This window comes from Actinomadura verrucosospora (assembly GCF_039540335.1).
In the GTDB taxonomy this organism is placed as follows: Bacteria; Actinomycetota; Actinomycetes; order Streptosporangiales; family Streptosporangiaceae; genus Spirillospora; species Spirillospora verrucosospora.
The window spans coordinates 109,269-132,917 of the sequence record NZ_BAABEV010000006.1 but is presented as its reverse complement, the minus strand read 5'-3'; the positions used below and the strand labels follow the sequence as shown (position 1 = coordinate 132,917).

Annotated in this window: 22 protein-coding genes; 9 read left to right on the top strand and 13 right to left on the bottom strand. The window is 73.6% G+C overall.

All coding sequences use genetic code 11. The annotated features are described in order from the left end of the window. Positions 1-282 precede the first annotated feature (282 nt). Together ABD944_RS09415 and ABD944_RS09410 are read right to left on the bottom strand one after the other, a co-directional pair. The gene (locus ABD944_RS09415) at positions 283-3,624 is read right to left on the bottom strand and encodes an ATP-binding protein (protein WP_345174425.1); all 3,342 of its coding nucleotides are present in this window, start codon (positions 3,622-3,624) and stop codon (positions 283-285) included. Positions 3,625-3,676: 52 nt separating this feature from the next. Further along, complete coding sequence (locus tag ABD944_RS09410; protein ID WP_345174423.1) at positions 3,677-5,809, bottom strand: MMPL family transporter; 2,133 nt, start codon at positions 5,807-5,809, stop codon at positions 3,677-3,679. Positions 5,810-5,963: 154 nt separating this feature from the next. On the opposite strand from ABD944_RS09410, the gene ABD944_RS09405 reads away from it, so the two are divergent. Continuing rightward, positions 5,964-6,302: a cytidine deaminase gene (locus ABD944_RS09405; RefSeq protein ID WP_345174421.1), complete on the top strand. Its 339-nt coding sequence runs from the start codon at positions 5,964-5,966 to the stop codon at positions 6,300-6,302. Positions 6,303-6,323: 21 nt separating this feature from the next. On the opposite strand, the gene ABD944_RS09400 is transcribed toward ABD944_RS09405, so the two are convergent. The 4 genes from ABD944_RS09400 to ABD944_RS09385 form a co-directional block, all read right to left on the bottom strand. Continuing rightward, the gene (locus ABD944_RS09400; RefSeq protein ID WP_345174420.1) at positions 6,324-7,670 is read right to left on the bottom strand and encodes a hemolysin family protein; all 1,347 of its coding nucleotides are present in this window, start codon (positions 7,668-7,670) and stop codon (positions 6,324-6,326) included. Next, positions 7,670-8,146, bottom strand: a complete 477-nt coding sequence (ybeY, locus tag ABD944_RS09395) for an rRNA maturation RNase YbeY (protein ID WP_345174417.1) — start codon at positions 8,144-8,146, stop codon at positions 7,670-7,672. Before ybeY ends, ABD944_RS09400 begins: the two co-directional genes overlap by 1 nt. Continuing rightward, positions 8,143-9,219 (bottom strand): PhoH family protein, encoded by a 1,077-nt coding sequence (locus tag ABD944_RS09390; RefSeq protein WP_345174415.1) that lies wholly within the window; start codon positions 9,217-9,219, stop codon positions 8,143-8,145. Before ABD944_RS09390 ends, ybeY begins: the two co-directional genes overlap by 4 nt. Before the next feature lie 125 nt (positions 9,220-9,344). Beyond that, positions 9,345-9,689, bottom strand: a complete 345-nt coding sequence (locus ABD944_RS09385; RefSeq protein ID WP_345174413.1) for a histidine triad nucleotide-binding protein — start codon at positions 9,687-9,689, stop codon at positions 9,345-9,347. Between the two features lie 302 nt (positions 9,690-9,991). On the opposite strand from ABD944_RS09385, the gene ABD944_RS09380 reads away from it, so the two are divergent. Then, a complete protein-coding gene (locus ABD944_RS09380; RefSeq protein ID WP_052357332.1) occupies positions 9,992-10,579 on the top strand; it encodes a SigE family RNA polymerase sigma factor in 588 nt (195 codons plus the stop codon). After that, positions 10,576-11,256, top strand: a complete 681-nt coding sequence (locus ABD944_RS09375) for a hypothetical protein (protein ID WP_345174408.1) — start codon at positions 10,576-10,578, stop codon at positions 11,254-11,256. Before ABD944_RS09380 ends, ABD944_RS09375 begins: the two co-directional genes overlap by 4 nt. A 15-nt stretch (positions 11,257-11,271) precedes the next feature. Here the strand turns inward: ABD944_RS09375 and ABD944_RS09370 are convergent, their stop codons facing one another. From ABD944_RS09370 to hrcA, 3 genes are all read right to left on the bottom strand, one after another. Next, positions 11,272-12,003, bottom strand: a complete 732-nt coding sequence (locus tag ABD944_RS09370) for a 16S rRNA (uracil(1498)-N(3))-methyltransferase (protein WP_345174406.1) — start codon at positions 12,001-12,003, stop codon at positions 11,272-11,274. A gap of 106 nt (positions 12,004-12,109) precedes the next feature. Further along, a complete protein-coding gene (gene dnaJ / locus ABD944_RS09365) occupies positions 12,110-13,243 on the bottom strand; it encodes a molecular chaperone DnaJ (protein WP_345174404.1) in 1,134 nt (377 codons plus the stop codon). After that, on the bottom strand, positions 13,244-14,254 hold the full coding sequence (gene hrcA, locus ABD944_RS09360; protein WP_345174401.1) for a heat-inducible transcriptional repressor HrcA: 1,011 nt from the start codon (positions 14,252-14,254) through the stop codon (positions 13,244-13,246). Positions 14,255-14,458: 204 nt separating this feature from the next. Between hrcA and ABD944_RS09355 the strand changes: the two genes are divergently transcribed. Further along, positions 14,459-15,271 carry a DUF3097 domain-containing protein gene (locus ABD944_RS09355; RefSeq protein WP_345174399.1) on the top strand — a complete coding sequence of 271 codons (813 nt, stop codon included), beginning with the start codon at positions 14,459-14,461 and terminating at the stop codon, positions 15,269-15,271. A 20-nt stretch (positions 15,272-15,291) separates the two neighbouring features. On the opposite strand, the gene hemW is transcribed toward ABD944_RS09355, so the two are convergent. Then, positions 15,292-16,500, bottom strand: coding sequence for a radical SAM family heme chaperone HemW (hemW, locus tag ABD944_RS09350; RefSeq protein WP_345174397.1), 1,209 nt, complete (start codon positions 16,498-16,500; stop codon positions 15,292-15,294). Positions 16,501-16,543: 43 nt separating this feature from the next. Further along, positions 16,544-16,984, bottom strand: a complete 441-nt coding sequence (locus ABD944_RS09345; RefSeq protein WP_345174394.1) for an antitoxin YezG family protein — start codon at positions 16,982-16,984, stop codon at positions 16,544-16,546. A gap of 170 nt (positions 16,985-17,154) precedes the next feature. Here ABD944_RS09345 and ABD944_RS09340 point away from each other — a divergent pair, with 170 nt between their 5' ends. The 3 genes from ABD944_RS09340 (at position 17,155) to ABD944_RS09330 (ending at position 20,227) form a co-directional block, all read left to right on the top strand. Beyond that, a complete protein-coding gene (locus ABD944_RS09340; protein ID WP_345174392.1) occupies positions 17,155-18,039 on the top strand; it encodes a hypothetical protein in 885 nt (294 codons plus the stop codon). Positions 18,040-18,131: 92 nt separating this feature from the next. After that, complete coding sequence (locus ABD944_RS09335; protein ID WP_345174390.1) at positions 18,132-19,535, top strand: hypothetical protein; 1,404 nt, start codon at positions 18,132-18,134, stop codon at positions 19,533-19,535. A gap of 158 nt (positions 19,536-19,693) precedes the next feature. Next, on the top strand, positions 19,694-20,227 hold the full coding sequence (locus ABD944_RS09330; RefSeq protein WP_345174388.1) for a DUF4870 domain-containing protein: 534 nt from the start codon (positions 19,694-19,696) through the stop codon (positions 20,225-20,227). Positions 20,228-20,230: 3 nt separating this feature from the next. Here the strand turns inward: ABD944_RS09330 and lepA are convergent, their stop codons facing one another. After that, positions 20,231-22,072, bottom strand: a complete 1,842-nt coding sequence (gene lepA, locus ABD944_RS09325) for a translation elongation factor 4 (RefSeq protein WP_345174386.1) — start codon at positions 22,070-22,072, stop codon at positions 20,231-20,233. A 242-nt stretch (positions 22,073-22,314) separates the two neighbouring features. On the opposite strand from lepA, the gene rpsT reads away from it, so the two are divergent. Continuing rightward, positions 22,315-22,584, top strand: coding sequence for a 30S ribosomal protein S20 (gene rpsT, locus ABD944_RS09320; protein WP_141577350.1), 270 nt, complete (start codon positions 22,315-22,317; stop codon positions 22,582-22,584). Positions 22,585-22,631: 47 nt separating this feature from the next. After that, positions 22,632-23,168 carry an RNA 2'-phosphotransferase gene (locus tag ABD944_RS09315; RefSeq protein WP_345174383.1) on the top strand — a complete coding sequence of 179 codons (537 nt, stop codon included), beginning with the start codon at positions 22,632-22,634 and terminating at the stop codon, positions 23,166-23,168. Here the strand turns inward: ABD944_RS09315 and ABD944_RS09310 are convergent. Further along, positions 23,110-23,637, bottom strand: coding sequence for a hypothetical protein (locus ABD944_RS09310; protein WP_345174381.1), 528 nt, complete (start codon positions 23,635-23,637; stop codon positions 23,110-23,112). The genes ABD944_RS09315 and ABD944_RS09310 overlap by 59 nt on opposite strands. Between the last annotated feature and the right edge of the window lie 12 nt (positions 23,638-23,649).

The following is a 23,649-nucleotide window of genomic DNA, read 5'->3' as shown; positions in this document are numbered from 1 at the left end:
GAGCACCGCTGGCGATCGCTGGCATCGCTCCGACTCGCCTTGGCGGCTCGCTGCGCGATCAGATTCTCGCACCGCTCGAACCTGCCTTCGGACGCGATCGCAGCCATAAAGGTCGTTGGGGGTGGCGACAGTGGCCGGGGTCGGTGCATCCATCAGAACGGGTGCGCTTATGGCCTTTTCTCCTTGTTCGGGCCTTGCGACCCTCCATCGCCGGCATCGGCGACCTTGCCTTCCGCGGCCGTAGATGCGCCCGCCAGTTTAGTCGGGTTGGAGGGGGCGCGGTCATGCCGCGGTGCCCAGGGCGGTGAGGGAGGCGGTGGCCTTCTCTGCCCAGAAGGGGGCTTCGAGGCGGTTCGCGACCTCGACCGCCGTGCGGTAGTGGGCGGCGGCGGTCTCGGCGGGGCGGTCCAGGAAACGGGCGAGGTCGCCGAGGACCTGCGCGACCGGGCCGACCGTCGCGACGGCGGTGGCGCCGCCGGAGAAGTGGCCCTCGTAGGGCAGCAGCGCCGTGTAGGCCTCCTCGGCCAGGGGCCGGTCGTCCAGGGCGACGGCGCGCAGGCCGCGGACCGCCATGGTCAGGTCGAAGAAGTAGTCGAGCCGCACGGGCCCGGCGCCCGCCACCACCCGGCGGGCCTCGGCGGTGCGGCCCGCGGAGGCCAGGGTGAGCGCGTAGATGTCGGCGGTCGCGGCGACGTGCCTCCACTGCTCGTGCAGCCAGGCGGCCTCCTCCATCGCCTCCTCGGCCCGCCCCTGGACGAGCCGCAGGCAGAAGGGGCCGAGGAGCGCCATGCCGCGCTCGCTGAACCAGATCCGGGTCCGGCCGATGGAGCCGCCGACCTCGGCGAACGCGCGTTCCGCCTCGTCCGGGCGGGCGGCGAAGGCGCGCACCAGGGCCGTGTACCAGTCCGCGATGCGGGCCAGCAGCGGCAGCCCGTACTGCTCGGCGAGCCGGCGCCCCTCCGCGCGGTGCCGGTGCGCGGCGGGCAGGTCGAGCGCGGCGACGCTCGTCTGCTGGAGTTGCAGGTGCGCGAGGACGCGGTAGGTCCCGAGGTCGTGCTCGACGGCGAGGTCGAGCAGCTCGGACGCGAACCGGCGCCGCTCGGTGAGCCCCTCCGCGCTCCGGTAGGCGTTGATGTAGGCGCCGTTGAGGGCGAGGGCGATCAGCTCGGGCGAGCCCAGCGCGCGGGCCAGGCGCAGCGCCGCGGCGGCGGCCACGGCGCCCCGGTCGTGCTGCTCGCCCTCCGACTCGATCGCCAGCGTGGTCAGCAGCCTGACCCGCGACTCCGGCTCGGTCTCGGGGAGGCTCGCCAGCGCCTCGTCGGTGGCCTCCACGACGGTGAGGTCGAGGGTCCCGTACTCGCGGCTCGTCCACAGCGTGGGGACGTCGAAGGCGACGATGATCCGGGCGAGCAGGCGGACGTCGCCGAACGCGCGGGCGTCGGCGATGGCGGCGATGCGCCGGGCCCGGGCGTCGACGATCTGCCCGGCGAGGGCGCTCGCCCGGATCGCGGCGGCCTCCGCCTCCAGCCGGTCGCGGGTCGCCTCGGGGCCCTGCGCGCGGAGCGTCGCGACGGCGCGCCCCCACAGGTCGGCCGCGGCGCCGTGCGCGAACCGCGCCTCGGCGGCCGCGGCGGCGCGCCGCGCGTACCGGACGGCCTTGTCCGGGTCGGCGCCGGATTCGAGGTAGTGGTGCGCGAGCGCGGCGGCCTCCCCCGGGAGGTGGCGCTCCAGCGCGGCGGCGACGCGGCCGTGCACGCGGGTGAGGCGGGCCCTGGACACGCCCGCGTAGAGGGTGTCGCGGACGAGGGCGTGCGCGAACCGGATCCGGCCGGGCGCGGGCTCGGTGACCAGGCCCGCGGCCAGCCCGGCCTCCACGGCCTCGATCACCGTCTCCTCGTCCCCCGCCAGGTCGGTCAGGACGCGCAGGTCGGCGTCCCGGCCGATGACGGCGGCGTCGCGCAGCACGGTCTGGACCGGTCCCGGCAGCCGCGCGACACGGCGGCGCAGCACGTCGCCGACGCCGGCGGGGACCCGGCGGGTGGCGGCGGGCAGCCCCTCCGCGTCCAGGAGGCGGGCCGTCTCCCGGGTGAAGAACGGGTTGCCGCCCGTGCGCTCGGCGATCGCGGACAGCTCCGCGTCGTCCAGGCCGGTGGCGCAGGTGTCGCGGACGAGGGCCGCGACCTCCGCCGGCGACAGCCCGGCCAGCTCGATCCGCGCGGGCTCGTGCCGGGCGAGCGCGGCCAGCGCGGCGGCGAGGCCGTCCGGCACCTCGGTCTGGCGGAACGTGGCCAGCAGCAGGACGCGGCGGTCCCGCAGCCCCCCGGCGAGCCGGATCAGCAGGGCGAGGGTCTCCTCGTCGGCCCAGTGCAGATCGTCCAGGACGAGCAGGAGCGGCGCCGTGTCCGCGAGCTCGGCGAGGTAGTCGCCGACGGCCAGGTGGAGCCGGAACCGCCCCGTGACGACGTCGGCGTCGCCGCGCCCGATGACGGAGTCGTCCAGGAGGGCCCCGAGCCGTCCGGCGAGGCCCCCGGCGGGCGGGGCGGCGGACGCCAGGTCGCGCAGCAGTTCGGCCCAGGGCCAGGCGGCGGGCGCACCGGCGGTCTCCGGCGCCGTCCCCCACGCGCACGTCCAGCCCCGGCCGGCCAGGTCGCGCGCGAGCCTCTCGGCGAGCGCGGTCTTGCCCATCCCGGCGTCGCCGCAGACGATGACGACGCCGCCGCGGCCCGCGGCGGCGTTCCCGGCGGCCTCCTCCAGCCGCGCCAGTTCCTGGACGCGGCCGACGAAGGCCGGGCCCTCGCCGGGACGGGGCGCGGGCGCGAGCCGCAGGGCGGGACGCGCCGGCGCCGGCCGCTCCGGCTCGCCCAGCGCGGGCTCCTGCGCCAGGATGTCGCTCTCCAGGCGGCGCAGCGCCGGGCCGGGATCGACGCCGAGCTGCTCGGTGAGGGCCGCGCGGGCGCGGCGCAGCGCGGCGAGGGCGTCGCCCTGGCGCCCGGCGCGGTAGAGGGCGAGGGACAGCAGCCGCCACGCCTCCTCGCGCAGCGGGTTGGCGGCGGCGTGGGTCTCCAGGTCGGGGACGGCCTCGGCGGCCGATCCGAGCCTCAGCATGGCCGCGGCGCGGTGCTCGACCGCCAGCCGGCGCCGCTCGTCCAGGCGGGCGGTCTCGGCCGCGGCCCACGGAAGGCCGCCGAACTCGGCGTAGGCGGGCCCGCGCCACTCGGCGAGCGCCGCCTCCGCGCGGCGGCGCGCCTCCCGCGGGTCGGCCGCCGCCAGCTCGGCGGCCTCGTCGATCAGCGCGTCGAACCGCCACGCGTCGACGGCGCCGTCCGGCAGCCGGAGCGCGTACCCCGGCGGCTCGGTGACCAGGATCCGCGCGGGCGTGCGGGGCGGGCGGTCCGGTTCGAGCGCGCGGCGCAGGTGGGACACGAAGGACTGGAGGCCGGCGGCGGCGCGCGGCGGGGGCGTGCCCGCCCACAGCTCGTCGACGAGCCGGTCGGCGGGCACCATGCGGCCCCGCGCGGCGACGAGGCGGGCGAGCACGGAGCGCTGCCGGTGACCGCCGAGGTCGGCGGCGGTTCCGGCCACCTCGGCCCCGAAGGCCCCGAGAACGCGTACGACTGGCGACATGTCCCGATCAGCCTAACCGGGACATGCCGCCCTCCTGTGGTGACTCCCCCGGCTACGCGCGGCTGGGCTCGGGGCGCCGCTCGGCGGGCCGCGCGGGCGCCGCGCCGCCGTGCAGGTCGATCGCCGGCAGCACCCGGGCGAGCGGCTTCGGCAGCCACCAGTTCGCCCGTCCGAGCAGCGACATCGTGGCCGGCACCAGCACGAGGCGCACGACCGTCGCGTCCAGCGCCACCGCGACCGCGAGCCCGACCCCCATCTGCTTGATCACCAGGCCGGGGTCGGCGGCGAAGCCGAGGAACACCGCCACCATGATCAGTGCCGCGCTGCTGATCACCCGGCCGGTCGCGGCGAGCCCGGTGGACACCGAGCCGCGCGCGTCGCCGTGCAGCAGCCATTCCTCCCGGACCCGCGAGAGCAGGAAGACCTCGTAGTCCATGGAGACGCCGAACAGGACGGCGAACATCAGCAGCAGGATGAACGACGACACCGGGACGCTGTGCGGCAGGCCGAGCAGCTCCGCGCCCCACCCCCACTGGAACACGGCCGTGAGCACCCCGTACGCGGCGCCGATCGACAGCAGGTTCATCGCCGCGGCCTTCAGCGGCGCCAGCAGCGACCGGAACACGATCATCAGCATCACGAACGACGTCGCGACCACCACGCCGATCACCGGCCACAGCCGGTCCGACAGCACCCGGGACAGGTCCACGTAGATGGCGGTCAGCCCGGTGACCTCGGTGTCGGGCGGCAGCACGTCGGCCCGGATCCGGTCGACGAGGCCGGTCACCCGCGCGTCCTGCGGCCCGTAGTCCGGCGTCACCATGATCACCGCGGCGTCGCCGCGCGGGGAGGCCTGCGGCGGCGCCACGGACGCGACGCCCTCGGTGGCCTCCAGCCGGTCCCGCAGCCCCGGCAGGGACGCCTCGTCGGTCCGGGTGAGGTCGACGGCGACGACGAGCGGCCCGTTGGCGCCCGCGCCGAAGCCCTCGGCGACCAGGTCGTAGGCCTGGCGGACGGTGTTGGACGTGGGCTCGCTGCTGGCGTCGCTCGGCCACGTCCGCATGCCGAGCGCCGGGGCGGCGAGCGTGAGCATCAGCACCCCGGCGGCGAGCAGCCACGGCCAGGGGTGCCGGCCGACGTGCACGGCCCACCGCCGCACCCGCGGCGACTCCACGGCGATCGCCGCGCCGGCGGCGCGGTCGCGGCGGCGCAGCACCCGGCGGCCGGCGAGGCCCAGTACGGCCGGCAGCAGCGTGACCGCGCTCAGCACGGTCGCCGCGACGACGATCCCGGTGGTGAACCCCATCGTCATGAACACCGGGATCCGCGACAGCACCAGCCCGCACAGCGCCAGGAGCACCGTGAACCCCGCGAAGATCACCGACAGGCCCGCGGTCGCGATGGCGCGTCCCACCGCCTCCGGGACGTCGAGGCCCTCCGCGAGCCCCTCCCGGTGGCGGGTCAGGACGAACAGCGCGTAGTCGATGCCGACCCCGAGACCGACCATGGTGGCGAGCGTCGGCGCGGTGGTCGCGACGTCGGTGAACGCGGCGACCAGCGTGATTCCGGACACGCCGACGCCGAGACCGGCCAGCGCGACGGCGAGCGGCAGCCCGGCCGCCACCACGGACCCGAACGCCAGCAGCAGGATGACCAGGGCCGCCACGATCCCGATCGCCTCGGCGACGCCGCCGGGCGCGGTCACGTTCTCGGGGACCTGGCCGCCGAACTCCACCTGGTAGCCGGCGGCGTCCAGGCTCCGCGTCGCCGACCGCAGCAGGTCGAGGGTCTCCTTGGGCCCGAGGTCGGTGACCGGCACCGAGTACCGGACCGTCATCAGCGCGGTCGCGCCGCCCTTGCCGATCTGCGCCGGGTCGACGCCGCTGACGTGCGGCAGCCCGCGCAGCTCCGTCGCCGCCGCCGCCAGCTTCGCCTGGTCGACCCGGCCCGTCTCCGCGTGCACCACGACCCGCGCGTCGGCCCCCGCCAGCGCGGGGAACCGCTCCTTCAGCAGGTCGGTGGCCTGCTGCGAGCCCGTCCCGGCCAGCGTGTAGTTGTCGTGCAGGGCGCCCCCGGCGACACCGGACAGTCCGGCCATCGCGGCGACGAGCACCAGCCAGACGACGATGAACCGCCAGGGCCGCAGAGCGGCGGCCCTTCCCAGGCGGTAGAGCAGACGGGACATCACTTCTCCCCCAGAACGGCGTTGTTCGACGCTCCCCAGGCTCGCGTGCGCCCCTTGCCGTCCACTTGGCGCCGACTTGCGGTCCGCCGATCCGGCCGGGCGGACCGCCGAGCCGCCCGTCCCGCCCGCCCGCGTTGCCCGTACGCTGGGGGGCGTGAGCGAGCTGAACGCCGAGGACGCGAAGATCATCACCCTGGCCCGGTCGGCGCGGGCCCGCACGGGCGCCGCCGAGGGCGCCGCCGTGCGCGACGAGACGGGCCGCACCTACTCCGCCACGAGCGTGGACCTGCCGTCCCTGAAGCTCTCGGCGCTCAAGGTCGCCGTCGCGATGGCCGTCTCCAGCGGCGCCGAGGACCTGGAGGCCGCCGCCGTCGTCACCGCCGCCGAGGCCGCCGACCCCGCCGACGTCGCCGCCGTCAGGGACCTCGGCCCCAAGGCCCCGGTCCTGCTCGCCGCCCCCGACGGCAGCGTCCGCGACATCGTCCGCGGCTGAACCGGCCCGCGGCCGGGACCGTCAGCGGGAGTGGTCCGAGGCCTCCCGGCTCCTGGCGTCCGCCGGCGGGGCGCCGAGCCGCCGCACCAGGACGGTCCCGACCCGGTTGCGGCGCCCGGCGATCGTCTCGGCCTTGAGGGACAGCACGGGGCCGGGCTCGCCGGTGGAGGCCTCGTTCGTGGCGACCTCGGCGGTGGACCCCTCGATCGGGACGCGGCCGAGCGCGTGCGCGAGCAGGCCGCCGACCGTCTCGACGTCCTCGGCGTCGATCTCCACGTCGAACAGCTCGGCGAGGTCCTCCACGGGCAGGCGGGCGGTGACGCGGGCCGCGTCGTCGGAGAGCCAGGTCACCGGCGGGGTCTCCACGTCGTACTCGTCGGTGATCTCACCGACGATCTCCTCCAGGATGTCCTCGATGGTGACCAGGCCCGCGGTGCCGCCGTACTCGTCGATGACGATCGCCACGTGGATCTGCCGGGCCTGCATCTCGCGCAGCAGCTCGTCGATCGGCTTGCTGTCGGGGACGTAGGTGGCGGGCCGCATGACCGAGTCGACCGTCTCGACCGACTCGCCCTCCCGGTGCTCCTGGCTGCGCCGGACAATGTCCTTGAGGTAGGCGATGCCGACGACGTCGTCCTCGTTCTCGCCGACGACGGGGATGCGGGAGAAGCCGCTGCGCAGCGCCAGCGACATCGCCTGCCGCAGGGTCTTCGTGCGCTCGACGAACACGATGTCGGTGCGCGGCACCATCACCTCGCGGACGAGGGTGTCGCCCAGCTCGAACACCGAGTGGATCATCTCCCGCTCGACCGGCTCGATCAGGCTGCGCTGCTCGGCGAGGTCGACCAGGTCGCGCAGCTCCGCCTCGGAGGCGAACGGGCCTTCCCGGAACCCCTTGCCGGGCGTGAGGGCGTTGCCGAGCAGGATCAGCAGCCGGGGCAGCGGCCCGAACACCCGGGTCACCGGGTGGATCACGGCGGCGCCCGCCAGCGCGATCCGGTCGGCGTGCTGGATGCCGAGGGTGCGCGGCCCCACCCCGATCACCACGTAGCTGACGACGATCATCACGGCGGCGGCCGTGACGTAGGCGCGCCACGTCTCGTCCAGCCAGGAGATGCACAGATTCGCGACGATCACGGTGGCGACCAGCTCGCAGCCGATCCGCAGCAGCAGGACCATGTTGACGTAGCGGGCCGGGTCGGCGACGACCTCCGCCAGCCGCCTGGCGCCGCGCCGCCCCTCCCGGAGCGCCTCCTCGACCGTGACGCGCGAGACCCGGGCGAGCGCCGTCTCGGTGCCGGCCAGCAGGCCCGCCAAGAACACCAGGCCCACCGCCAGGGCGGACAGCCACGCCTGCGCGGTGCTCATCAACCGCCGCGTTTCTCCCGCCAGGAGGTGAGGAGCTCGGCCTGAAGGCCGAACATCTCCCGGTGCTCCTCCGGCTCGGCGTGGTCGTAGCCCAGAAGGTGCAGGATGCCGTGCGTGCACAGCAGCTCCAGCTCCTCCGCGGTGCTGTGCCCGGCCTCCCTCGCCTGCTTCTCGGCGACGGCGGGGCACAGCACGACGTCGCCGAGCAGCCCCGGGTCGGCCTCGCCGTCCTCGTCGGCGCCGCCGGACATGTGCCCGGGTCGCAGCTCGTCCATGGGGAACGACAGGACGTCGGTCGGGCCCGGCTCGTCCATCCACTTCACGTGCAGCTCGGTCATCGCGTCCTCGTCGACCAGCAGCACCGACAGCTCGGCCAGCGGGTGGACGCGCATCCCGTCCAGGACGTGCCGGCACAGGTCGGCGATGGCCTTCTCGTCGACCTCGGCGTCCGACTCGTTCAGCACCTCGATGCTCACTGCCGCCCCCGCTTGCGGGGGCCGCCGCGCGCCGCGCCCTGCTTGATCTGCGGGACCTGCTTCTCGTCGAACCGGTTGTAGGCGTCGACGATCTCGGTGACGAGCTTGTGGCGCACGACGTCGCGGCTGTCCAGCCGGGAGAAGTGGATGTCCTGGACGCCGTCCAGGATCTCCTGGACGACGCGCAGCCCGCTCAGCTGCCCGTTCGGCAGGTCGACCTGGGTGACGTCGCCGGTCACCACGACCTTCGACCCGAACCCGAGCCGGGTGAGGAACATCTTCATCTGCTCGGGCGAGGTGTTCTGCGCCTCGTCCAGGATGATGAACGAGTCGTTGAGGGTGCGGCCGCGCATGTACGCCAGGGGGGCGACCTCGATGGTGCCCGCGGCCATCAGGCGCGGGATCGAGTCGGGGTCGACCATGTCGTGGAGCGCGTCGTACAGGGGGCGCAGGTACGGGTCGATCTTCTCGTAGAGCGTTCCCGGCAGGAAGCCGAGCCGCTCGCCCGCCTCGACGGCGGGCCGCGTCAGGATGATCCGGTTGACCTGCTTGTCCTGCAGGGCGCGGACGGCCTTGGCCATGGCGAGGTACGTCTTGCCGGTGCCGGCCGGGCCGATGCCGAAGACGATCGTGTGCTTGTCGATCGCGTCGACGTACCGCCGCTGGTTCAGCGTCTTCGGGCGGATGGTCCGGCCCCGGCTGGACAGCACGTCCAGGGTGAGGACCTCCGCGGGACGCGCGCCGCTCTCGCCGCGCAGCATCGCCAGGCTGCGCTCGACGGCGTCCGGGGTGAGCTGGGTGCCGCCCTTCAGCAGTTCGAGCATCTCGGTGAACAGCCGCGAGACGAGGTCGGTCTCGTCCTCCGGGCCGGTCACGGTGATCTCGTTGCCGCGGACGTGGATGTCGATGCCGGCGCCGAACGCGTGCTCGATCGCGTGGAGCAACTCATCCCGGGAGCCCAGCAGGCTCACCATCGAGTGGTCGTCCGGCACCACGATCTTGATCTGCGAGCGCGAGCCAGTCCGGTCGTCGCGCCCCGTGCGGGTTGCCCTCGCGTGAGTTGATTCGACCATCAGCCGGGCCTTGCGGCCTATCGGACCTGCCTTCTGTCTGCTCCGGGTGTCCTGGTGTACCGGTTCCATCGTACTGGCGACCCCCGACACACCGCCGCAGCATTTTTCCGCGCGCGGCGGGCGGCTCAGCCGGGCGGCCAGTTCAGGCCACGTCCGCCCAGCACGTGGGCGTGCACGTGGAACACCGTCTGGCCCGCCTGGGAGCCGGTGTTGAACACGATCCGGTAGCCGGTCTCGGCGACGCCCTCGTCGGCGGCGACCTCGTGGGCCTCGCGGACCATCTCGGCGAGCAGCTCGGCGTCCGAGGCGGCCAGCTCACCGACCGTCGGGTGGTGGTCACGCGGGATGACCAGCACGTGCGTCGGCGCCTGGGGGTTGATGTCGCGGAACGCCACCGTCCCCGCCGACTCGCGGACGATCGTGGCGGGCACGTCCCCAGAAACGATCTTGCAGAACAGGCAGTCGGTCATCTGTCTCCCCTCGCGGCGGTCCGCGACCGCGCGGAAATCCTATCGGGACCGGCGCGGGCACGGATCGCGGCCGTCCCGGCCGGACAGGATTCCCGTCGATCGAATCGCCGTAGCGGTCGGCATTTCGACCGGCCACTGGCTAAGGTTGTCAGCTCAGGCGTAACCCCCCGGTTCGCAAGGCGTTGCGGCACATCTCGCCCCCGGCGGGAACGCCCGGATCACGTCGGTTCGGACGCGCCCGTCCGAATGGACGGCGGGGGGCCGGCAAAGGCGGCGGATAGGTGACCGAGGCAAACCAGGACATGCCCTTTCGTAAACCGAGCGACGAGGGTGCGCGTCCCACTGACGTGACCGAGACCCTCGTGGCCAGGGGCACGGCGGGCGCGGTGGCCGTCGCCTGGGACGCCGATCAGGCGGTGACCGCCCTCTACAGCGCCAACTACCGTTCGCTGGTGCGCCTGGCGGCCATGCTCGTCCGGGACGCGGGGACGGCCGAGGAGGTCGTGCAGGACGCGTTCGTCGCGATGCACGGCGGCTGGCGCCGGCTGCGCGACCCGGACAAGGCCCTGTCGTACCTGCGCCAGTCGGTGGTCAACCGGTCGCGATCGGTGCTCCGGCACCGCGCCGTCGTCGAGAAGTACGCCCCCAAGGGCCTGCCCGACGCGCCGAGCGCGGAAGCCGGCGCCATCGGAGAGCTGGAGCGCTCGGCGGTGATCGACGCGCTCTCCCGGCTCCCCGCCCGCCAGCGGGAGGCGCTCGTCCTTCGCTACTACGCCGATCTGTCCGAAGCGGAGATCGCCAACGCGATGGGCATCTCCCGCGGCGCCGTGAAGAGTCATACGGCGCGCGGCATGACCGCGCTACGCAACGTCCTGGAGCAGTTCTCATGACCACCGACCCCCACGACGAGCACGGCGAGATCCTCCGCCGCGCCCTGCACGCGGAGGCGGACTCGGTCAACCCCGCGGGCGACGGCCTGGAGCGCATCCAGGCCCGTATCGCCGACGGCCGGCGCCGCCGGACCGGCCTCGGACGGTTCGGCCCGGCGCGTTTCGGGTTCGACCGGTTCACCGTGAACTGGGCGCGCCCCCTCCTCGCCGTGGCGGCGGCAGTGCTGATCGCCGGGCTGGGCGTGACGGCGCCGCAGACGATCGACATGATCCAGCAGTCGGTCGGCAGCAACAGCCCGTCCGGCGACAGGGGCGACGACACCGCCGGGGACCGCACCGGCCCGGGGATCGACCCCGAGTTCCCCGTCCCGTCCTCGCCGGGCGCCAGCACGTCGGGAGAGCCGAGCACCCCGCAGACGCCGAGCACCAGCTCCTCGCCGGGGCTGTCGTCGTGCCGCATCCCCTCGCCGGGCGCCTCGGCCGGCTCGACCGCCACGCCGACGCAGGCGACCACGCCGTGCCCGAGCGAGACCCCGACGCAGGCGCCCCCCACGACGCCGGCCCCGCCCACGTCCACGACGCCCCCGCCGCCGAGCAAGCCCACCGAGCAGCCGACGCCGTCCGAGACGAGCGAGCCCGCGGTGACGACCGAGCAGAACCCCGCCACCACCCCGTGACGGCGCCCGCCGGCGCTACCAGCGGCCGGTGGCGGCCAGCAGCACGCTGGCCGCCGCGACTCCCGCGGTCGAGGTGCGCAGGACGGTCGGGCCGAGCCGAGCCGGACGCCCGCCCGCCGCGGCGAAGCGCTCCAGCTCGTCCTCGCTGATCCCGCCCTCGGGGCCGACCACGAGGACGATGTCGCCCCGCTCGGGCGGCTCCACGGCGCTCAGCGGCGCCTCGGCCTCCTCGTGCAGGACCAGGGCGAGGGACGCGCCGGCGATCCGCTCGGCGACGTCCTCGGTGGACTCCAGCTCCGCCACCTCGGGCAGGCGGCCGCGCCGCGCCTGCTTGCCGGCCTCGCGGGCGGTCGCGCGCCAGCGTCCGAGGGCCTTGTCGCGCCGCTCCGGGCGCCAGCGGGTGACGCACCGGGACGCCGACCACGGGACGATCTCGTCGACGCCGACCTCGGTCATGGTCTCGACCGCGAGCTCGCCCCGGTCGCCCTTCGGGAGGGCCTGGACGACCACGAGGCGGGGCGCGGGCACGGGCTCCCGGTGCCGGGCCAGCACGTCCAGCGTGAGGGACGCCCGGTCGGCCGCGGTGACGACGCATTCGGCCAGCAGGCCCTCGCCGTCGGTCAGGTCGACCCGCTCCCCCGGCCGCAGCCGCCGCACGGCCGCCGCGTGCCGGCCCTCGGGCCCGTCGAGCAGGACGCGGTCGCGTTCCAGCTCGGCGGTTCCGGCGAGAAAGACCGGCGGGCTCATCCGGGCCGTCCGGGGGAACCGGGGCTCCGGCGGGCGTCGCTCATCGCTGCCACCCTGCTCCTCAATCGCCGCGGCGGCCTTCCTCGTAGGCCGCCGCCACCGCGCTTCAGTGCTGGTTGAAGACGTCCTTGAGACGGGAGAACACGCCGCGCTGCCCGGGGGCGAACCTGCCGGGCGGGCGCTCCTCGCCGCGCAGCACCGCGAGCCGCCGCAGCAGCTCCTCCTGCTCCTCGTCGAGCCTGTTCGGCGTCTCCACGTTGACGTGGATCATCAGATCGCCGCGGCCGCTCTCGTTGAGGTGCCGGACGCCCCGGTTGTAGAGCGTGATGACCTGCCCCGACTGCGTTCCGGGCTTGATGTCGACGCTCTCGGCGGCGTCCAGCGTCTCGATCGTGACGCTGGTCCCGAGCGCCGCCGCCGTCATCGGGATCTCGACCGTGCAGTGCAGGTCGTCGCCCTCCCGCTCGAAGATCGGGTGCGGCTTCTCCACGATCTCCAGGAACAGGTCGCCGGGCGGGCCGCCGCCCGGGCCGATCTCGCCCTCGCCGGCGAGCTGGATGTGGATGCCGTTCTCCACGCCGGCCGGGATCTTGACCTTGACGGTGCGCCGGGTGCGGACCCGGCCGTCGCCGGAGCACTCGGTGCACGGGTTGCGGATCACCGAGCCGAAGCCGCCGCACGCCGGGCACGGCCGGGCCGTCATGACCTGGCCGAGGAACGAGCGCTGGACCTGCTGCACCTCGCCGCGGCCGTGGCACGTCTCGCACGTCTCCGGGTGGGTGCCGGGCGCGCAGCCCGACCCCTCGCAGGTCGTGCAGGCGACCGCCGTGTCGATGGACAGCTCGCGGGTGGTGCCGAACGCGGTCTCGGCGAGGTCGAGCTCGACCCGCAGCGTCGCGTTGCGGCCGCGCCGCGCGCGCGACCGCGGGCCCCGCGAGGTCGCGGTGCCGAAGAAGGCGTCCATGATGTCGCTGAACGGGAACCCGGCGCCGCCGAACCCGCCGGCCCCGGCCCCGCCCGCGGACGCGAACGGGTCCGCGCCGAGGTCGTACATCTCGCGCTTCTTGGGGTCGGAGAGCACCTCGTAGGCCTGGGTGATCTCCTTGAACCGCTCCTGGGTCTCCGGATCCGGGTTGACGTCCGGGTGGAGTTCCCGCGCGAGCCGGCGGTAGGCCTTCTTGACCTCGTCGGCGCTGGCGTCCCGCCGGACGCCCAGGGTCGCGTAGTAGTCGTTCGCCACTTACGACCCCGCCAGGATCTGTCCCACGTAGCGTGCCACTGCCCGTACCGCTCCCATCGTGCTGGGGTAATCCATGCGTGTCGGCCCGAGCACTCCCAGCCGGGCCAGAGTGAGGTCGCCCACCCCGTAGTCGGCGGCGACGACCGAGGTCGACTTGAGCCCCAGGTCGGGGTTCTCGGTGCCGATCCGCACCGTAACTGTAGAGGAGTCGCCGGTCTCGCCGAGCAGCCGCATGAGGACCACCTGCTCCTCCAGCGCCACCAGCACCTCCCGCAGGCTCTGCGAGAAGTCCACGGCGGCGAGGTTGGCCGCCCCGGCGAAAACGATCTTCTCCTCGTGCTTCTCGACGAGCGTCTCCAGCAGGACCGACAGGACCGCCGCCGCCACCGGCCGCTCGTCCGGGCCCACCTTGTCGGGCAGGTCCGCCACGGCCGCCGGGACCTCGCCGAAGCCGAGCCCGTCCAGGCACGTGTTGAGCAACGCCCGCAGGTGGCCGATCGATTCCTCGGAGATCTGCCCGGTCTCGATGACCCGCTGCTCGACCCGGCCGGTGTTGGTGATCAGGACGAGCAGCAGCCGCCCCTCCGCCACCGGGACCAGCTCCACGTGCCGGACCGCCGAGCGGGTCAGCGACGGGTACTGCACCACCGCGACCTGCCGGGTCAGCTGCGCGAGCAGCCGCACCGTCCGGCCGACGACGTCGTCGAGGTCGTAGGCCCCCGACAGGAACGTCTCGATCGCGCGGCGCTCGGCGACCGACAGCGGCTTGATCGTGGACAGCCGGTCGACGAACAGCCGGTAGCCCTTGTCGGTGGGAACGCGCCCGGCGCTGGTGTGGGGCTGGGCGATGTAGCCCTGCTCCTCCAGCACCGCCATGTCGTTGCGGATGGTCGCGGGCGACACCCCGAGGTTGTGCCGGTCGGCCAGCGCCTTGGATCCCACCGGCTCGTTGGTGGAGACGTAGTCCTCGACGATGGCGCGCAGGACCGCTAGTTTCCGGTCGTCCAGCACGATGTCACCTCCTTCGTCCGGCCGGTCCGTGCCACTGGCACTCCTTGCTTTCGAGTGCCAAGTCTACGGCCCGGACGGCTCGACTGGAGCGCCCCCGCACTCTCCGCATGGCTGCGTGATCCTATCCGGCCGGGAAACCGCCGCCACGCCGAAGAACGCGGGGCGGCGCCGCACGGGCGTCCCGCCCGGTTAATGTGCGGATCTGTGCGGAGTAAGAACTACGGAAACGACGTGCTGGGCGGCGACTGGCGGCTGCCCCGCAAAGGCCAGATCCCGGAGGTTCCCGCCGAGCCCGGCCTGGTCGCCGAGGATCCCGACAGCGGATTCTGCGGCGCCGTGGTCGGCTGCGACAAGTTCGGCGTCACCCTGGAGGACCGGTTCGGCAAGCGCCGGGTCTTCCCGCTGACCAGGTCCGGGTTCCTCATCGATGGGAAACCGGTCACCCTCGTCCGGCCCTCCGCCGCGCCCGCGGGCCCGGCGCGGTCGGCCTCCGGGTCGATCGCCGTCCGGGGCCTGCGGGCGCAGGTCGCCAAGGAGAGCCGCATCTACGTGGAGGGCCTCCACGACGCCGAGCTGGTCGAGAAGATCTGGGGCCACGACCTGCGCGTCGAGGGCGTCGTCGTCGAGTACCTCGAAGGCGTGGACGACCTGCCCGCCATCGTCGAGGAGTTCGCCCCCGAGGAGGGACGGCGCCTCGGCGTCCTGGTCGACCACCTCGTGGACGGGTCCAAGGAGTCGCGGATCGCCGCCCGGGTCACCTCGCCGCACGTCCTCGTGACCGGCCACCCCTTCATCGACATCTGGGAGGCCGTCAAGCCCGCGGCCGTCGGCATCCGCGCCTGGCCCCGCATCCCCCGCGGCGTCCCCTGGAAGGAGGGCGTGATCGCCGAACTCGGCTGGGGCGACGACACGGGCGCCGCCTGGAAACGCATCCTCGGCTCCGTGAACGCCTACACCGACCTGGAGCCCGCCCTCCTCGGCCGCGTGGAGGAACTCATCGACTTCGTGACCGCCTAGCCCAGGGCCCCTGGGGGAGGTCAGGTGAGGGCTCGGACCACGGCGTCGGCCAGAAGGCGGCCCTTAAGGGTGAGGACGGCTCGGCCCTGCTCGTAGGGGGCGGGCTCGACCAGGCCGTCGGCTATCGCTCTGCGGGCGGCGCCGTCGTCCAGGAGGTGGGCGGGGCAGCCCTGGGCGAGGCGCAGTTCGAGCATGACGCGTTCGATGTGCCGGTCCTCGTCGGTGAGGATCTCCCTGGCGTGGGCGGGCGTGGTGCCCTCGGCGAGGCGGGCGGCGTAGGCGGCGGGGTGCTTGACGTTCCACCAGCGGGTGCCGCCGACGTGGCTGTGGGCGCCCGGGCCGACGCCCCACCAGTCGGCGCCCGTCCAGTAGAGCATGTTGTGCCGGCATGCGGCACGCGGGTCGGCGGCCCAGTTGGAGATCTCGTACCAGTGCAGGCCGTTGCCGCTGAGCAGCTCGTCGGCGATCAGGTAGCGGTCGGCCATGGCGTCGTCGTCGGGGGCGGTCAGTTCGCCACGCCGCACCTGCGCCGCCAGGCGGGTGCCCTCCTCGACGATGAGCGCGTAGGCGGACACGTGGTCGGGCTCCGCCGCCAGGGCCGCCTCCAGGGAGCCCCTCCAGTCGTCGTCGGTCTCCCCTGGCGTCCCGTAGATGAGGTCGAGGTTGATGTGCTCGAAACCCGCCTTGCGGGTCCACTCGACGACCTGCGGGACGCGTCCGGGCGTGTGCGCGCGTTCCAGGACGGCCAGGACGTGCTCGCGCGCGCTCTGCATGCCATAGGAGACGCGCGTGAAGCCGGCTTCGCGGAGTCCGGCGACGTACGCCTCGTCCACCGACTCCGGATTGGCCTCGGTGGTGACCTCCGCGCCCGGGGCGAGCCCGAACTCGGCGTCGATGACGGAAAGGACGCGGCCCAGGTCGTCCGGCGGGAGAAGGGTCGGCGTGCCGCCGCCCACGAAGACGGTCTCCACGGGAAGGTCCACGTCGCCGAGCACTCGCCGGGCCATGCGGACCTCGCGGATCGCGGTCTCGGCGTAGGAGTCGCGGCTCGCCCCTGGGCCGAGCTCCGTCGCCGTGTAGGTGTTGAAGTCGCAGTACCCGCACCGGGTCACGCAGAAGGGCACGTGCACGTAGAAGGCGAACGGGCGCTTTCCGAGGCCGTCCAGGGCAGCGCCGGGCAGCGCACCGTCGGCCGGCACAGGATCTCCGTCAGGGAGCGTCGAGGGCACCTGTCCAGTCTGCCCCGCTCCGCCGCCTGCTTCGACCGGGCGGTCAGGCGTCCCCGAGCTTGTCGCGGAGCCAGTCGGGGATGTGCTCGGCCGCGCGGGGGAAGCGGTCGAGGTCCTGGACGTACGCGGACGGGGCCAGCGGCGGGGTGAAGTCGGGCTCGCCGTCGTAGTCGAACTCGGCGCTGAAGTGGCCGGAGCGCTCGACCTGGAGGCGCGCGGTGAACCAGGCGCCCTTGTCGGCCCGGTACATGACGCGGCGCAGCTCGTCCATCTTCCCGACGGCCTGGCCCGGGGGCAGGGCCGTGCGGCGGCCGCCGCCCGGGCCCTCGACCTCGAAGGAGGCGCTGTCGATGCCGACCGTCGCGCGGAACTCGAAGTCGAGCCGCTGCCAGTCCGCGGGGGCGGCCGAACGCAGCGCGCGCACGGCGCCGTTCACCGTCTCCCGCTCCTTCTCGGAACGCAGAACCTGGTCGGGGTGGGTCACGCTGCCTCCGCGAGGTCGGCCGGGTTCGGTTGATCAAGGCGCCGTACCCGTCCGACCGTACCGCCATCGGCGCCCATGCCAAGCAGCCGCCGCCGTGTCGCGGCCGACCGGCGCGACTTGCGTCGCCGACCGCCTGAGGAGCCGCAACGAATACGGATAAGGTCGTCGGGATGCGAAATGAGGGTGCGACCGGCCGGGGACGCGTTCCCGCCCGGGTGCTGCTGCGCGGCGAGCCGGACGGCTGGCACTGGGTGCTGGTGGACGACGCGGGCGCCGAGCGGCGCTCGGACTTCGCCGGCGCGGGGACGCGCTGGTCCCCGCGCGGCCGCTCCGACCCGGAACCGGCGTGGTGGCGCCGCCGGCTCGCCGAGACGGCCGACGGCCTGCGGGAGGCGGTCGCCGAGCGGCTGACCGACGCGACGTTCCGCGAGTTCGGCGCCGAGGCCGCGGTGACCTGGTTCGCGGTGGCCGAGCCCGTCGAGTGGGAGGGCATCGTCACCCTCCGGGAGGCCGATCCGGCGCGGTTCCCCGGCCGCGTGCCGCCGTTCGTGGTCACGCTGGAGCCGGGGCGCGGGGCGCTGCTGCCGGACGCGAGCCTGCTGTTCTCCACCCGCGCCGCGGACGCCTGGACGACCCTCGCCGCGATCGCCGAGCGGTGCGGCACCCTCCCGCCGAAGTCGTCGTTCCTGTGCGGGTGGGCCGGGCACCGCAGCGTCCGGGTGGGGCGCGGGACGCTGGCGCTGTCCACCGGGCGGGGCGACGACGGCGTCGAGCGGCTCGCGCAGATCTGCGGGACGCGGACGTCCGGCTGGAGCGGCAACCCCGAGATGCGGTTCCGGCTCGACGGCGTCGACCTGCTCGACGAGCCCGCCGGCGACGTCGTCGCGCTGCTGCGGGAGCTCGGCCACGAGATCGCCCGGCGCGGCCGCTCGGTCCACCTGGCGGCCTGCGGGCTCACCCTCCACGCGCCCGACGGGGCGGACGAGGCGGAGCGGTTCACCGGCGTGTCCCTGGGGGTGCCCGCGGGGCTGTCGCCGCTGTGGGCCGGTTCCTGACCCGCGCGACTCCCCGGCGCACACGGAGCCGTCACCCACGGGGGACCTCGCCGTCACCCGAACGCAACCGCGGCCGCCTAGGTTCCCCGATCATGAGAAGCCGCGCGCGCCATGCAGTGCTCGCCGTGACCGGCGCAGCCCTCGCCGGCGCTCCCCTCGCCCTCACCGCCCCCGCCCACGCCGCCGGACCGCCCGGCACGATCAACGTCCACCGCGGCGACCCCGCCCGGTCGCTGCCGTTCACCGCCCGCCGGGACGGGGAGGCGGTGATCTCCTTCACCGCGTCCGCCCCGGGCGTCTCCTGGGCTCGCCGGGGCGCCGAGTCGGCCGTCGTGTCGATCGCCGTCGACGGGCGCCATGTGACCGACCTCGTCGTCCCCTCGTCCGACCCGGTTCCCCGCAGCCTCGGCCTCGGGCACGTCGGGAAGGGGCGCCACAAGGTGACACTGCGGTTCGCCAAGGGCAGCGCGCCCGCCGCACGGCGCGTCACCCTCCGGCGGCCCGCGGTCGGCATGCCGGAGGCGGAGGCGCTCGCCCTGCGCCACGCGCCCGTCGTCGTCGGGCGGACCGGCTGGCCGTTCGGCGACCCCTACCAGAACGCGACCACCGACACCCCCCTTCTCGCGTGGCACGAGACCCGTCCCGCCGCCGTCCCCGGCCACAAGATCATCGAGTACTCGGTGGTGTGGAGCAACGAGGACGGCGGCACCGACACGCCCGCGCTGATGGCCCGCTGGGGCCGGACGACCGACATCGAGTGGATCTACCGGGTCGAGGTCGACGCGTCCGGCCGGCGCGTGGACGGCACCGCCGTCTACCAGGCGCCGATGCACCTGACCCTGAAGTTCACGGGCCGCTACGAAGGCGACCATCCCGTCCTGCAGACCTGCACCCAGAACAACAACATGTGCGACGTGATCTCGCCGGCCCCGCCGCTGCGCTTCCTGCTCGACGCCGGCGGCACGCGCCCGGACGGCCGGGCCCGCGAGGCCGTCATGGACCGCGAGCCGTGGACCTACCGGATCGCCGCGCAGGAGATGGTCCGCGAGAAGAAGATCGAGAACCCGTCCGATCCGGCGACGCGCGAGGTCGGCGACCAGCGGACGTACCTGTTCGCGGAGTTCGCCAAGACGACGGGCGCCGCGACCGGGCCGGGGTCGGTCCCGGGCGTCGCGCTCGGGGTGCGCCTGAAGGCCGACCCGTCCCGGCTCTACCGCTCCGACCACGACGAGCCGACCTGGTCGATCGACCGTGACGGCGCCGTCGCCACCACCGTCGAGCTGCCGGAGGGGACCGCGGTCTCCGGCATCGCGAGCATCGAGGCCCTCCGCCGTCCCACCGGAACCGGGGACAACGGCGCGCCGGCCACCGTGACGTCCATCAACCGCGGGTTCTTCCTGGACGGCTCGTTCCTGCCACAGCCCTCGTCGGTCGCGTGGAAGGGCTCGGTCACGCTCACGCAGGCGGCCCCGTCCGCCGTCCTCTGGCGTCCCTGACACCGCACCGGGCGTCCCCGGACGTCCCCCGGGCGGGCCCGTGGCACGAATCGGCCACGGCCCGCCCGTTCGCGGGAACCCGGGCGAACTTCACGCACGTCCAAGGAGTCATACACTTCGCCAATAGCTCTCATAGCGAACCGGAGAGGACGTCCGCCATGGCCTACGGGCACCCCCCGTCGCCCGGCCAGGGACAGCAGCCCCAGTGGCAGCAGCAGCAGGCCCCCTGGCAGCAGCCCGGAAACGCCTGGCAGCAGCCGCAGCAACCCCAGGGCGGCATGGGCTGGCAGCAGCAGCCGCCTCAGGGCGGGAACGATTTCCAGGGCGGGAGCAACACCGCCCAGATGCCCGGCAACTTCGGGCCCGTCACCGACGACGAGAGGACGTGGTCGCTGATGGCGTACGTGGGCCAGTTCCTCGTCGGCGTAATCGCCCCGGCCGTCGTCTACCTCGGCAAGGCCCGCTCGCCGTTCGTGCGCAGGCACGCCGCGCAGGGCCTCAACATGGGCATCGCGGCCATCGCCGTGTGGTTCGTCTTCGGCCTGCTGTCGCTGGTCGCCGACTTCCTCATCTGGGTGCCGCTGCTCTTCACGGCCGTGGAGATGGTCTTCCTGGTGTACGCGGGCAGGGCCGCCAACCGCGGCGAGTTCCGGCGCGTCCCGGCCCCGGTGGCCTGGCCCCTGCTGAAGTAGCGGCTACTTCTTGCCCTTGTCGGCGTCGCCGCCCCCGGTCGAGAGGGCGGCGACGAAGGCCTCCTGCGGGACGTCCACCCGCCCGATGGTCTTCATCCGCTTCTTGCCCTCCTTCTGCTTCTCCAGCAGCTTGCGCTTGCGGGAGATGTCGCCGCCGTAGCACTTGGCGAGGACGTCCTTGCGGATGGCGCGGATGTTCTCGCGGGCGATGATGCGCGCCCCGACCGCGGCCTGGATCGGCACCTCGTACTGCTGCCGCGGGATCAGCTCCTTGAGCTTGGCCGTCATCATCAGGCCGTACTCGCGGGACTTGTCCTTGTGCACGATCTGGCTGAAGGCGTCCACCGACTCGCCCTGCAGCAGGATGTCGACCTTCACCAGGTCGGACTCCTGCTCGCCGCTGGGCTCGTAGTCGAGCGAGGCGTACCCGCGCGTCTTCGACTTCAACTGGTCGAAGAAGTCGAAGATGATCTCGGCGAGCGGGAGCGTGTAGCGGATCTCGACGCGGTCCTCCGACAGGTAGTCCATGCCGAGCAGCACGCCGCGGCGGCCCTGGCACAGCTCCATGATCGCGCCAATGTGGTCGGACGGGGACAGCACCGTCGCCTTCACCACCGGCTCGTACACCGTGCCGATCTTGCCCTCGGGGAACTCGCTGGGGTTGGTGACGACGTGCTCCGTCCCGTCCTCCATCACGACCCGGTACACCACGTTCGGCGCGGTCGAGATCAGCGACAGGTCGAACTCGCGCTCCAGCCGCTCCCGGACGATCTCCATGTGCAGCAGCCCGAGGAAACCGCAGCGGAACCCGAACCCGAGCGCCGCGGACGTCTCGGGCTCGTAGACCAGCGCGGCGTCGTTCAGCCGCAGCTTGTCGAGCGCGTCGCGCAGCTCGGGGTACTGGTCGCCGTCCACCGGGTACAGGCCGGAGAACACCATCGGCTTCGGGTCGCGGTAGCCGCCGAGCGCCTGGGCGGCCTGCCGGGACGCGCCGGTCACGGTGTCGCCGACGCGCGCCTGCCGGACGTCCTTCACCCCGGTGATCAGGTAGCCGACCTCGCCGACGCCGAGGCCCTGCACGGGCTTGGGCTCCGGGGAGATCACGCCGACCTCCAGGGTCTCGTGCGCGGCCCCGGTCGACATCATCAGGCTCTTCTCGCGCCGCGACAGGTGCCCGTCCATGATCCGGACATAGGTGACGACGCCCCGGTAGGTGTCGTAGACCGAGTCGAAGATCAGCGCCCGGGCGGGGCCGTCGGAGTCCCCGACGGGCGCCGGCACCTCCTCGACGATCTTGTCGAGCAGCTCGCGGACGCCCTCGCCCGTCTTGCCGGACACGCGCAGCACGTCCGCGGGGTCGCAGCCGATGATCCCGGCCAGCTCCTCGGCGTACTTCTCCGGCTGCGCCGCCGGGAGGTCGATCTTGTTGAGGACGGGGATCAGGTGCAGGTCGGCCTCGAGCGCCAGGTACAGGTTGGCGAGCGTCTGCGCCTCGATGCCCTGCGCCGCGTCCACCAGCAGGACCGCGCCCTCGCACGCCGCGAGCGACCGCGACACCTCGTAGGAGAAGTCGACGTGGCCCGGGGTGTCGATCAGGTTGAGGACGTGGTCGACGCCGCCGGCCGTCCAGGGCAGCCGGACCGCCTGGCTCTTGATCGTGATGCCGCGCTCGCGCTCGATGTCCATGCGGTCGAGGTACTGGGCGCGCATCTGGCGCTCCTCGACCACTCCGGTCAGCTGCAGCATCCGGTCCGCGAGGGTCGACTTGCCATGGTCGATGTGCGCGATGATGCAGAAGTTGCGGATGATCGCGGGATCGGTCTTGTCAGGCTGGGGCGCTGGCACCGGGGTCCGTTCGCAATGCTCACAGGTGGACAGGGATCTGTGCCTCCCATAGTCCCATGTCCCGCCCGATGCTCCGTGCACGGTCCGGTTTGGGACCGGCCCCGGTGATTGGTAAGCTGTGCGACTGCGTGTGGCGTAGCGTCGTGCCCCGGGGGCACCGTCCCGCCCCCGTTCAGACATTTTCGTCAGCGCCTGCCGATACGCGCAGGCCCAGGATCGCGACCAAGCTGAGGCTCTACGACGTGGCTAACATCAAGTCCCAGATCAAGCGCAACAAGCAGAACGAGAAGGCCCGCCTGCGCAACAAGGCCGTCAAGTCCGAGCTGAAGACGGCGATCCGCAAGTTCCGCGAGGCCGCCGAGGCCGGCAACGTGGACGACGCCGTCGCCGCGCAGCGGTTCGCCGCGCGCAAGCTGGACAAGGCCGTCAGCAAGGGCGTCATCCACAAGAACCAGGCTGCCAACCGCAAGTCGGCGATCGCCCGGCAGGCCGCCGCCCTGCAGGCCAAGTAAGAGCCGCACGCCCGGGGCCGGCCGCGCGCCGGCCCCGACGCATGTCCATGGACGAGCGCCGCGCGGTCAAGATCTCCAAGTATCTCGCCAAGCACCTGCGGCACCGCCCCGAGCGGATCGGCCTCACGCTCGATCCCGAGGGATGGGCGGACGTCGCCGACCTGCTCTCGGCCGCCGCCGCCCACGGGTTCGCGCTCACCCGCGCGGAACTCGACCACGTGGTGGCGGTCAACGACAAGCAGCGCTACGAGCTCGCCGGCGACCGGATCCGGGCCGTCCAGGGCCACTCGGTCCCCGTCTCGCTGAACCTGCCGGTGACGCCCCCGCCGGAACTGCTGTACCACGGCACCGTGCGTCGTTCCGTCGACCCCATCCTGCGGGAGGGCCTGCTGCCCATGGGGCGGCACGCCGTCCACCTGTCGCCCGACCTCGAAACGGCCCGGCGCGTCGGCGCCCGGCGCGGCGCCCCCGTCGTGCTGACCGTCCAGGCCGGCCGCATGGCGGCCGACGGTCACGAGTTCCGCGTCAGCGCGAACGGGGTGTGGCTGGTCGACGCGGTCCCGCCGGAATATCTGAGCGAATGACCTCGGCGGCGGCCCAGTCGGGGACGTGCCGCACCCAGTCGGGCCCTTCCTTCGGCCCGAACAGGTACCGGTACGGGACGATCTCGCGGATGGCGCGGTGCACGTCCAGCCGGTCGTCGATCATGTGGGTGATCCCGAGTTCCGCGCAGTGCCGCGCCTTGTCCTGCCGCTTCCGGCAGAACCGCACGTTGCTCCGCGGCAGGCCCGTCCGCCCGTAGAAGTCGTGGTGGTCGAGCCAGGCCAGCGTCCTCTCCCGGATCCGGTCGCCGCACTTGGAGATGATCCACGCCCGTCCCCCGAACGCCTCGACCAGGCCGGGCAGCACCTCGTAGACGCCGTCGGTGGCAGGGGACGCGAGGGCCTCCTCGAAACTCCCGTCGAGAAAGACGGTGTCGTCCTCACCGGGGGCCCGAAGGCCGCCATGGATGACCCGGCCGAAATCGACGCCGAGCCGCGGTTCGCTGTTCATGCCCCAACCTTC

Bases quoted from the DNA above. Each gene is read 5' to 3' on its own strand.
- ABD944_RS09390 (WP_345174415.1), bottom strand. From the start codon at position 9,219: ATGGTCGAATCAACTCACGCGAGGGCAACCCGCACGGGGCGCGACGAC.
- ABD944_RS09340 (WP_345174392.1), top strand. From the start codon at position 17,155: ATGCGAAATGAGGGTGCGACCGGCCGGGGACGCGTTCCCGCCCGGGTG.
- ABD944_RS09370 (WP_345174406.1), bottom strand. From the start codon at position 12,003: ATGAGCCCGCCGGTCTTTCTCGCCGGAACCGCCGAGCTGGAACGCGAC.
- ABD944_RS09400 (WP_345174420.1), bottom strand. From the start codon at position 7,670: ATGAGCACCGCGCAGGCGTGGCTGTCCGCCCTGGCGGTGGGCCTGGTG.
- ABD944_RS09375 (WP_345174408.1), top strand. From the start codon at position 10,576: ATGACCACCGACCCCCACGACGAGCACGGCGAGATCCTCCGCCGCGCC.
- ABD944_RS09380 (WP_052357332.1), top strand. From the start codon at position 9,992: ATGCCCTTTCGTAAACCGAGCGACGAGGGTGCGCGTCCCACTGACGTG.
- ABD944_RS09330 (WP_345174388.1), top strand. From the start codon at position 19,694: ATGGCCTACGGGCACCCCCCGTCGCCCGGCCAGGGACAGCAGCCCCAG.
- ABD944_RS09410 (WP_345174423.1), bottom strand. From the start codon at position 5,809: ATGTCCCGTCTGCTCTACCGCCTGGGAAGGGCCGCCGCTCTGCGGCCC.
- ABD944_RS09315 (WP_345174383.1), top strand. From the start codon at position 22,632: ATGGACGAGCGCCGCGCGGTCAAGATCTCCAAGTATCTCGCCAAGCAC.
- ABD944_RS09335 (WP_345174390.1), top strand. From the start codon at position 18,132: ATGAGAAGCCGCGCGCGCCATGCAGTGCTCGCCGTGACCGGCGCAGCC.
- ABD944_RS09385 (WP_345174413.1), bottom strand. From the start codon at position 9,689: ATGACCGACTGCCTGTTCTGCAAGATCGTTTCTGGGGACGTGCCCGCC.
- ABD944_RS09310 (WP_345174381.1), bottom strand. From the start codon at position 23,637: ATGAACAGCGAACCGCGGCTCGGCGTCGATTTCGGCCGGGTCATCCAT.
- ABD944_RS09415 (WP_345174425.1), bottom strand. From the start codon at position 3,624: ATGTCGCCAGTCGTACGCGTTCTCGGGGCCTTCGGGGCCGAGGTGGCC.